General features: G+C 73.9%; 4 protein-coding genes and 1 pseudogene. 1 reads left to right on the forward strand and 4 read right to left on the reverse strand.

Translation table 11 applies throughout. The features are described from left to right. Positions 1-7: 7 nt before the first annotated feature. Positions 8-3,472, reverse strand: a complete 3,465-nt coding sequence (locus ACXJKF_RS03415) for a TM0106 family RecB-like putative nuclease (protein WP_456786333.1) — start codon at positions 3,470-3,472, stop codon at positions 8-10. Positions 3,473-3,597: 125 nt separating this feature from the next. Here ACXJKF_RS03415 and ACXJKF_RS03420 point away from each other — a divergent pair, with 125 nt between their 5' ends. After that, on the forward strand, positions 3,598-5,025 hold the full coding sequence (locus ACXJKF_RS03420; protein WP_456786334.1) for a LamG domain-containing protein: 1,428 nt from the start codon (positions 3,598-3,600) through the stop codon (positions 5,023-5,025). A gap of 127 nt (positions 5,026-5,152) precedes the next feature. Here the strand turns inward: ACXJKF_RS03420 and ACXJKF_RS03425 are convergent, their stop codons facing one another. From ACXJKF_RS03425 to ACXJKF_RS03435, 3 genes and pseudogenes are all read right to left on the reverse strand, one after another. Then, positions 5,153-7,675 (reverse strand): helicase-related protein, encoded by a 2,523-nt coding sequence (locus ACXJKF_RS03425; protein ID WP_456786335.1) that lies wholly within the window; start codon positions 7,673-7,675, stop codon positions 5,153-5,155. Between the two features lie 85 nt (positions 7,676-7,760). After that, positions 7,761-8,399, reverse strand: coding sequence for a Pr6Pr family membrane protein (locus tag ACXJKF_RS03430; RefSeq protein WP_456786336.1), 639 nt, complete (start codon positions 8,397-8,399; stop codon positions 7,761-7,763). Between the two features lie 300 nt (positions 8,400-8,699). Further along, a pseudogene (locus ACXJKF_RS03435) lies at positions 8,700-9,017 on the reverse strand (hypothetical protein); the annotation flags it as partial.

The raw sequence follows: 9,017 nt of genomic DNA on the forward strand, positions 1-9,017 counted from the left end.
ATCGGTTCTACCGGGTGTCGGGCTCCTCCGCGCGGTGAGCGGCCGCGCACAGCCCGATGAACGCGCCCAGCTCGGCCAGGGTCTCCGGGCGGGTGGGCAGGTAGTCGGTCAGGCGGCGGGACCGGATGATGACCGCGCACCACTGCGCCCGGGAGACGGCCACGTTCAGGCGGTTGCGGTTCAGCAGGAACTCCATCCCGCGCGGCACCTCGTCCGCGGACGACGCGCAGGTGGTGACCAGCACGACCGCCGCCTCCTGGCCCTGGAACTTGTCGACGGTGCCCACGCGGACGTCGGCGATGCCCGCCGCGGCCAGGGCCCGGCGGACGGTCCAGACCTGCGCGTTGTAGGGGGCGACGACGAGGATGTCCGACCCTGTCAGCGGCCGGCTGGCTCCGTCGGTCCAGCGGCGACCGAGCAGGTCACGGACCTCCTCGACGACGACCGCGGCCTCCTCGGGTGACGAGACGGCGTTGCCGGCATGGTCGACGACGACCGTCCGCAGCCCGGGCGCGACACCGTCCAGCGACCGCTCGGCGGTGTGCGGGACGGCGGTCAGCCGGTCCTCGTAGGACAGGTGCGAGACGGCCGCGCAGAGCGTCGGGTGCATCCGCCAGGTGCGGGCCAGGAAGTAGCCGAGCTCGTCGGGCAGGGTGTCGTGCCCGTCGACCAGCCAGCCGAGCGCCGACCGGTCCACCGGCTCCGGGTGTCGGCCCTGGGTGACCTGCGGGAGCTGCTGCGGGTCCCCGAGGAGCAGCAGGTTCCGGGCCGACGTCGAGACGGCGATCGTGTCGGCGAGCGAGAACTGGCCGGCCTCGTCGATGACCAGCAGGTCGAACCCGCCGTCGGGGATCCGGTCCCGGCTGGTGAAGTCCCACTTGGTGCCGCCGATGACGAAGCCGCCGGGCTGCCGGGCGTGGAACGCGACCGCGTTCTTGGGCTGCGGCAGCGACTCCCACACGGCGTCGTCCGGGTGCTCGTCCTGCGCCTTCTTGCCGATGCGCTCCGCCGCCAGCCCGGCGTCGTTGACCGCGMGCAGCATGTTCTCGACCACCGCGTGGGACTGCGCGACGACACCGACCTTCCACCCCTGCGCCGCGAGCGCCGCGATCACGTGCCCGCCGGTGTACGTCTTGCCGGTGCCCGGAGGTCCCTGCACGGCGAGGTAGGAGCCGTCGAGGTCGAGCACAGCGTCGATGATCGCCTCGGTGGTGCCGGTGACGTCGTCGGGACGGGGGAGCGGGAGGGCCCGGGTGCGCGGCGGTACCCGGCGCAGGAGGTCGACCGCGGGGAGGGCGGGCAGGTCGCCGGTGATGCTCTCCACCAGGGTGCGGATGGCCGCGACGATGCTCGTGGTCTGCGGCGGCGCCGACGGTGCGAGGGCCATCGGCAGGTCCCGCTCCGGGGTCGCGCCCTTGGGGAGCCGTTCGACCACGCGCAGGACGTCGCGGGTGCCGGACGGTGAGTCCGGCGCGCGTTGCGACGTGACGTCGAGGATCTCCACGCTCTGCGTCCAGCCGCGGTGCCCGGTTGTCGAGGTCTGCGCGTAGGTGGGCGGTGGGTCGTAGAGGGCGTAGGCCTTGCCGCCGGCGCGCAGGTCGCTGCCGGGCTCGAGGTGGCCCGCGACGCGCAGGACGCGGCTGAAGGTCTGCCGTCCGGCGCCGATGCCCCAGTCCTCGACCACCTCGGGCGTCCCGTCGACGAGCAGCGTGCCGCGGGGGTCCATCCACTCCGCCGGGTCGGACTGCAGCCGGTCGAAGTGCGCCCACCAGAACGGCTTGGCCTCGCGGGAGTGGTAGCCGACGGCCGCCGCGAGCATCCGCAGCGCCTGGGCGTCGCGCGGGTCGTCGATGCCCTCGGCCCTCGCGAGCACGTCGGTGACCAGCGGGTCGTCCTCCGCCGGCTCCTCGACCTCCGTCGCGGCGGACCCCGTCGGCGCCGGACCGTGCGCCAGCAGCCAGTCGCGCAGCCGCAGCGTGGACTCGCAGTCGTAGCGGTTGTACTCGCCGATCTCGGCGAGCTTGGCGCGCCAGGCGGTCTCGTCGCCGGCGTCGCGCAGGTCGCACGCCTCCGCGTACTCGGTGATGGAGTCGGTGGCGGTGGTGACCGCGCCGCCGCGCTTCTCCGAGCCCATGTACAGCGGCTCGAGCTTCTTCAGCGAGTACGAGCTGCTGCCCACCCGCAGGCCGCGGCGCACCGTCGCGTACAGGTCGACGAGCACCCCGTCGCGCAGGAGCTGGTCGACGGCGGCCTCGCCGACGCCGTGCCGGCCCGCGAGCCGCAGCAGCGCCGACCGCTCGTAGGGGGCGTAGTGGTAGACGTGCATGCCGGGGTGCGCGGCGCGGCGCTGCTCGACGTAGGCCAGGAAGTCGACGAACGCCTGCTTCTCCTGTGCGCGGTCGTGCGCCCAGAACGGCCGGAACGCGCCGTCGGGCTCCACCACCCCGAACAGGTACTCCAGGCCCCAGTCCGCGGGGCCCGTGTCGCCCGTCCACAGCGGGTCTCCTTCGAAGTCGAAGAAGATGTCGCCCTCGTCGGGCACCGGCAGGTCGCCGATCGCTGCCGGCTCGACGACCTCGAACACCAGCGGCTCCGACGCGATCTCCTGCCGGACCTGGAGGGCAGCCTGCCGACGGAGGTTCGCCAGCGTCGCGCCGCCGATGCCCGGCACCGCCCCGGTGCTCGCCGCCAGCTGGTCGATCGTCTCGACGCCCGCCGCCGCCAGCCGCACCCGCTGCGTCGACCGCAGCCCGGCGACCAGGAGGACGTCCCGGTGCGCGACCACGTGCGCCGTGCAGGTGTCGCACCGGCCGCACGCCCGGTAGCGGGTGTCGCCCCAGGTCACCGGCCTCTGCGCGGCGCGGTGCTCGTCGAGCAGCGCCTCCAGGCGGGTGCGGCGCTCGCGGTACAGCGGCAGGAGGTCCGCGAGGCGGTGGCTGGACCGGGAGCGGTCGCCGAGGACCAGGTGCACGTCGTCCGTGACCGGGACGCCGGCGGTGACCAGCTGGTCCGCGTACGCGGTGAGCTGCAGCAGCGCGGTGACCTTCACGCTGCGCGCCAGCTTGGTGTCGAGCACCGCCCACCGGTCGCCCTCGCGCACCACGAAGTCCGCCCAGCCGGTGAACCGTCCGTCGAAGAACCCGGCCTGGTAGACGACGTCCGCGTCCGACGACAGGGCCGCCAGCGTCGCGGCGTGCACCCGTTCCAGAGCGGCGCGCTCGCCGGACTCGTCGTACCGCGGGCGCGCGATCGTCACGACGTCCGCCGTCGCGCGGTACCGCTGCAGCACCGCGTCCTCGTGCGCGGTGCCCAGCGCGGCCACGCGCGCGAGCATCGCGTCCGCGGCGATCGGCGCCGGTGGCGCCCAGCCGAGCCGACCGTCCAGATCACCCAGCACGGCGAGCTCGCACGCGGCGGCGTTGGCGAGGTCGCTCGGGCTGAGGACGAGGCCGCCGTCGGCGAGGAGGAACATGCGCCGAGGGTAGAGGGCGGCTCCGACGTATCACTCGTCGGCCCTGTTTCCACCGCTACGTCCCGGCTAGTACCTTCCGATCGCAGCCTGCGGCAACCAGCCGTCAGCACCAGCGAGGGGGCCCCGTGCGCGCAGCCAGATTCCGTCTCAGTGCCGTCGTCCTGGCGGTGGTGTCGGCGCTCGTCGTGCCGGCAACCTCCGCGTCCGCCTGGACGCCCCCCAGCGGCAAGGCGCCCGTCGTGACGGAGGCCGGGACGTCGAACCCGGTGACCGCCTGCGCGTCCGGCGCGGCCCGCCCCTGGGTCCGGGGCACCACCCCGACGCTGCGCGCGACGCTGAGCGACGCCGACGGCCAGGGCGTCCGGGCGACGTTCGTGGTGCTCGACTCCCGTGCCCGCGTCGTCTGGGCGCCGCCCGCGACCGGACAGCAGGCGTCGGGCTCCCGGCACGCCGCGACGGTGCCCGAAGGGCGGCTCACCGACGGCGGGACGTACACCTGGCTGGTCACCGGCCGGGACGACGGCGGCCGCTGGGGGCTGCCGAAGCTCTGCCAGTTCACCGTCGACGCCGCCGCCCCCGCCGTCCCGGTCATCACGCCGGTCGACGGCGAGCCCGCGGTCTACGTCGAGGACGCGACGGCGGGCGGGGTCAGCCAGCGGGGGTCGTTCACCCTGAGCAGCGAGTCCCCCGACGTCGTCGCCTACCAGTACGCGTTCGACGGGAGCGGGTTCGGACAGTCCGTCCCCGCCACCGCCCCGACGATCTCCTACACGCCGACGACGTCCGGACCGCACTTGCTGCAGGTGCAGGCCGTGGACCGCGCGGGCAACGTGAGCGAGGCGCGCGTCTACCGCTTCGACGTCGCGTGGCCCGTCCCCACGGGCGGCGGCGGTACCTGGCTTCTCGACGAGGGTGCGGGCGACACCGCGACCGGCACCGGCGCACCGCTGACCCTCAGCCCCACCACCACGTGGACGTCCGGCGTGCTGGCCGAGCTCGCCGGTGACGACTCCGACCACGCGCTCCTCTTCGACGACCCCGCCGACGGCGCCGCCACGGCGGGCGCGATCGTCGACACCACGCTGCCGTTCACCGTCTCGGCCTTCCTGCGGGTCGACGCGCTCGGCACCCAGGGCGCCGCGGTGAGCCAGGACGGCGGGTTCGCGCTCGGGTACGACACCACCGGCTGCGCCGACGGCGTGCCGGCCTGCTGGACCTTTGCGACCGGCGTCGGCGGCACGTCCGTCACGCGCTCGGCCGGGGCGGCGAACGTCGGCTCGTGGGTGCACCTCACCGGCACGTACGACGCGGTCGCGGGCACCGTCGCGCTCTACGTCTGCGAGCTCGGGACCGCCGACGAGCCCGGGGACATGAACCCCGTGACCGACGGACCCGTCGGCGCCTCCACCTCTGCGTCGTCGGGACCGTTCCGGCTCGGTCAGGGGTTCGGGGGCGCGTCGCCGTTCGCGGGCACCGTCGGGTCGGTCACGGTCACCGAGGGAGTCGTCGCCTCGATGTCGTCGGTCCGCCGGGCCTGCTCGCGGGGCGCCTGAGCCGAGGCAGTCGCGACGGTCAGCGGTCCCGCCGGCCGACCGCTCGTCGGGTCGTCGCGACGGTCAGGTGTCCCGCGTGGGGTTGTCTGAGCCCCGGTGCGGGGCCGCGAGCTGAGCCGACCGTCCTCTAGACGCCGAGGAACCAGGCAGCGAGCGCAGCGCCCGAGGTGCCGACGTCGAACGTGCGCACCTCTGTCGCCACAGCGGCGAGGTCCGCGACGAAGCCGTCGTCGGTGTCCACGGTCCCGCGCGCGTGCACGACGAGGACCACGGGGAGCCGGTCGGCCTCCGTCGGCGACAGCACGGCGCTCGCGCGCTGCACGAGCTGCCGGTAGGTCCGGCTGGCGGCGAGCACGACGACCACGTCGACGGCAGGCAGGTCGAGACCCTCGTCGAGCACCTTGGGCGTCGTGATCGCCTTCAGCCGGTCGGTGCGCAGGTCACGCAGGGTGTTCCGACGGACCTCGGGTTCCAGGCCGTTGTGCAACCACGCCGCACTGACACCGGCAGCACGCAGACCGGCCGCCGCAGCGTCCGCGCCGTCCTTGGTGTGCGCGAAGACGAGCGCGTGGGCGGACCGGGCGAGCGTCGGAGCGAGCGTGGCGAGGGCCCCGGTCTTCGCCGGCGACGTCGCCAGCAGGTCCCGACGGGTGCTCACCGCGCGCAGGTACGCGCTGGCGTCCGCGGCCGCGCGGGAGTTCTCGCGCCAGCCGCCCTGGAGACGGATGACGTCGTCGGCGAACCTGTGCGGGCTGCAGCCGTGGTCCGTCAGACGCCCGGCAAGGTCCGTGATCTGCGCGGACAGGGCGTCGTGCTCCGCCTGCTCGTCCGCGTCGAGGTCCACCGCGAGGTACGCGAGCCGGAACGGGGCGAGGACACCGTCCTTCCGGCCGCGGCGCAGGTCGCACCCGTCCAGCACGGCACCGAAGTACGGCCGCAGGACCTCGTCGAACCCGGCGTCCTGCCGCTCCATCGCCGACGTCAGACCGAGCCGCGCGCGGAACCCGTCGCGCAGCGTCTCCGCCGGGCGCGCCGACCCGTACTTGTGGACCTCGTCCGCGATGACCAGCCCTGCCCGGCCGTCCTCCAGCAGCTGGCGCCCGAACGCCGCGCTCACCAGCGACACCAGCACGTCGCACTCGTCGAACGTGTGCGCCGTCGTGATGTCCCGACGCCCGATCGACAACCCCGGCAGGTGCAGCTCCAGCGTCGAGAACCACTGCTCCAGCAGGTCCGTCGTCGGCACCAGGACCAGCACCTTCTCGCCGCGCGTCAGAGCGTCCCAGGCCGCGAGCACCCCGACGATGACACGGCCCGGCGCGCTGACCGCCTCGACGATCCCGCGCCGCTCCTCCGCCAGCCACGCATCGAGCACGTCCTTCTGCCAGCGGCGCAGCTGCGGTCCGACGTACCGGACGTCGCCACCGGGCGGGAGCGGCCCCCGCTCGACCACGGCGGTCGCGGCGAGCGCCCGGAACAACCCGCCCGGCGCCGTGGCGGCGATCGGCTCAGGGTGCGGGCGGTCCTCGGCGGCGACCCGCACCGGGAGGGCCTCGGCGACGCGAGCGGTCGGGTTGGTCGGCGTCGCGGACACCGGCTCGGCGGGCGCTTCGACCGGCGCTGCGACCGGTGCTTCGATCAGTGCTTCGATCGGTGCTGCGGCGGGTGCTGCGAGCGTTGGTGCGGCGGGTGCTGCGAGCGTTGGTGCGGCGGGTGCTGCGAGTGTCCGCGCGACCGATGCGGCGACCGTCGGCGCGACGATCCGTTCGGCAGGTGCCGCGACCGTCGGCGCGACGATCCGTTCGGAAGGTGCCGCGACCGTCGGCTCGGCTGGCGCGACGGGGGCGGCGTGCGTTGCCTCAACCGGCGCGACCGGGGCGACGACCGTCGGCCAGACCGGTGTCGAGGCAGTCGGCTCGGCTGGTGCGACCGGGGCTGCGGGCGTCGCCTCGCGTGGCGCGACCGGGACCGCCTGCTTGACGGGCGCGACCGGGGTGGCGACCGTCGGCTCGACCGTCGGCCAGAGCGGTGCTGCGACTGTCGGTCCAGCGGGGACGGCGACGGTCGGCTCGGAGGTCGGCGCGGCCGGTGCCGCGACGGTCGTCCCGGAGAGGGCGGCGAGAACGACCTCCAGCGGGCCCGGGTCGATGGGCGGTCTTGCGTGGGCTGCGATGCTCGGCTCGACGCTCGGCTCGGCAGGTGCTTCGACCGTCGGCTTCGAGACGGCCGCGAGCCGCTCGCTCACCGGCACCCGGACGGGGACGCTCGGAGACTCTTCCTGGAGCCGCACCGAGGGCCGGCCCGCGAACGCCGCGGCCGGCAGGATCCCACCACTGGGGTCCGGCAGCTCCACGACCGCGGACCCGGTCCGCTCACCGAACGACGCCGCCGGCGCGATCACCTGCTGGGCCCGACGGCGCGGGGTCGGCAGCTTCAGGAGCGTCGCGGGGTGACCGGCGCCCAGCGCACGCCAGCGCGGCGGCGTGCTGGTGTCGGCTCGCAGCCGCGGGTCGCTGACCAGGAGCCGCTCGACCTCGGCGGTCGTGAGCGCTTCCTGATCGGAGCTCGCGACGCTCAGGGTCAGCTCCGACGCCGTCTGCAGAGGGCGCGCGCACAAGGCCGCGTGCAGCACGTCGCTCGGTGTCRACACAGAGCGCCCTCCTCGTCCTCGCCGCGCGGAGTGACCCCCGCATCCGATGCCCTCCCTCTCTTGTCGGCATCAGCACGGCTCGAATTCAGTCGGGCACCGCAACTCGTCCAGCGGACCCGAACAGCGCCCGCGCAGGCAGGAGCCGGTCGATCCCGATGATGACCAGACCCAGCAGGTAGAACCCCGCGCCGTAGAGCGCGACGTTCAGCCCGAGGCCGCCCCAACCCAGCTCCCCGCGGTCGATGAACCCGTACGGATACTCGAGCGACGGCCACACCACCCCGCGGACCGTGACCAGCGCGACGTAGACCAGCAGGTAACCGAGCCAGAACAGGCTGTACCGGAGCTTGAGCCTGCGGTGGGCGTCGAACAGGAGGAAGTCGAGAAATGCGGCCGTCGGGTCGATCTGGTGCTCGATCTGCCCCGAGGTCAGCCCGAGCGCCACGCTCGGCGCGTCCGCTGCCTCGGGCGCCAGCACGAACGTCGCGACCAGACCCGTGATCAGCAGGAACAGCGTCACCCCGCCCTTGAGCCACCCCGGCGGCTGCGGCTTCTTGGCGAGCGACGCGATCCCGCCCCAGATCATCACCGTCGCCAGCAGCAGACCCGCCTGGTTGGTGAAGTACAGCAACCCACCCAGGTGCCCCTTCAGCCAGATGTCCTCCGTGCCGACCAGCGCGAGCGCCGCGACGGCGAACCGGAACAACGCGATGACGACGTCCATGCCGTGGCCCCCTGACCAGTCGCAGTGCCCGCCCACCGTCCCACGCCCGAAGGCGGCACAGCCACACCGTCGACCCCAAGGGGCAACCCCTCGCGACCCCCGACGCGCCCCCACGCCAGCGCGAAGACGTGGTCCTGTCTGGCGCGACCAACGCTTCTGGTTGTGGGAGAGGCTGATGCGGAAGTGCGACTGCGGCGCGGGGGCTGCTGCTGTCCGCGTCGTGCGGCGGGTGCGGTCCGGCGGGTGTMGTCGGGCGTGCGGGGACGTTTCGCGCGGGACGTGGGTGACTGAGGGGGGTGGTCAGTGGCAGTCGGGTTGGTCGGGGTCTTCGTTGCAGTCGCGGGCGACGAGGCGGGAGCGGCGCTCGACGATCTCGAACTCAGGTGTCGTGCTGGTGGTCTGGGCGGTGCCGACGACGTCAAGCCAGGTGTCGTCGCCGTCGATCCGGTAGCGGCCGGACCAGGTGGTGGTGAGCTCGATGGTGGTGGTTCCGGTGTCGGTGAACACGTGGAAGACGTCGAACTCGGGGTAGGGCGTGCCGGGGCTGTCGGTGGACAGGTCGTGGCTGCCGTCGTTGAAGTCCCACGTGTAGTGCGTGGGTGTGGCGATGACGTCGAT

The organism is Cellulomonas sp. P5_C5 (assembly GCF_054049655.1).

Excerpts from the sequence above, each read along its gene's own strand:
- ACXJKF_RS03430 (WP_456786336.1), bottom strand. The coding sequence starts at position 8,399 with ATGGACGTCGTCATCGCGTTGTTCCGGTTCGCCGTCGCGGCGCTCGCG.